The following is a 319-nucleotide window of genomic DNA, read 5'->3' as shown; positions in this document are numbered from 1 at the left end:
CCGAGGGCACCGACTACCTCACCATCACCACCGGGCGCATGAACCAGGTCGTGGTCGACCCGGTACAGCGACTGGCCCGTGTGGGTGCCGGAGCTCGGTGGAGTGATGTAGTCGCTCACACCGCGCCATATGGTCTCACCGGCGTGGTGGGGTCCGCATCGGCCGTAGGAGTGGTCGGTTACACCCTTGGCGGGGGCTTGAGTCCGTTGGGCCGCGCCTACGGCTACGCGGCCGACCATGTGCGATCGCTGGAGGTCGTCACCCCGGACGGGAACATCCGACGTGTCGACGCAGGTGCAGAGCCGGACCTGTTCTGGGC

1 protein-coding gene is annotated in these 319 nt (G+C 67.7%); it reads left to right on the top strand.

Features of this window, described 5'->3' with window-relative positions; all coding sequences use genetic code 11:
• On the top strand, positions 1-319 hold a 319-nt coding region (locus IO33_RS48925; RefSeq protein ID WP_157858093.1), incomplete at both ends, for an FAD-binding oxidoreductase.

The sequence above is a fragment of the Streptomyces durhamensis genome (genome assembly GCF_000725475.1).
Lineage (GTDB): Bacteria > Actinomycetota > Actinomycetes > Streptomycetales > Streptomycetaceae > Streptomyces > Streptomyces filipinensis.
This window is presented reverse-complemented; position numbering and strand designations above follow the sequence as displayed.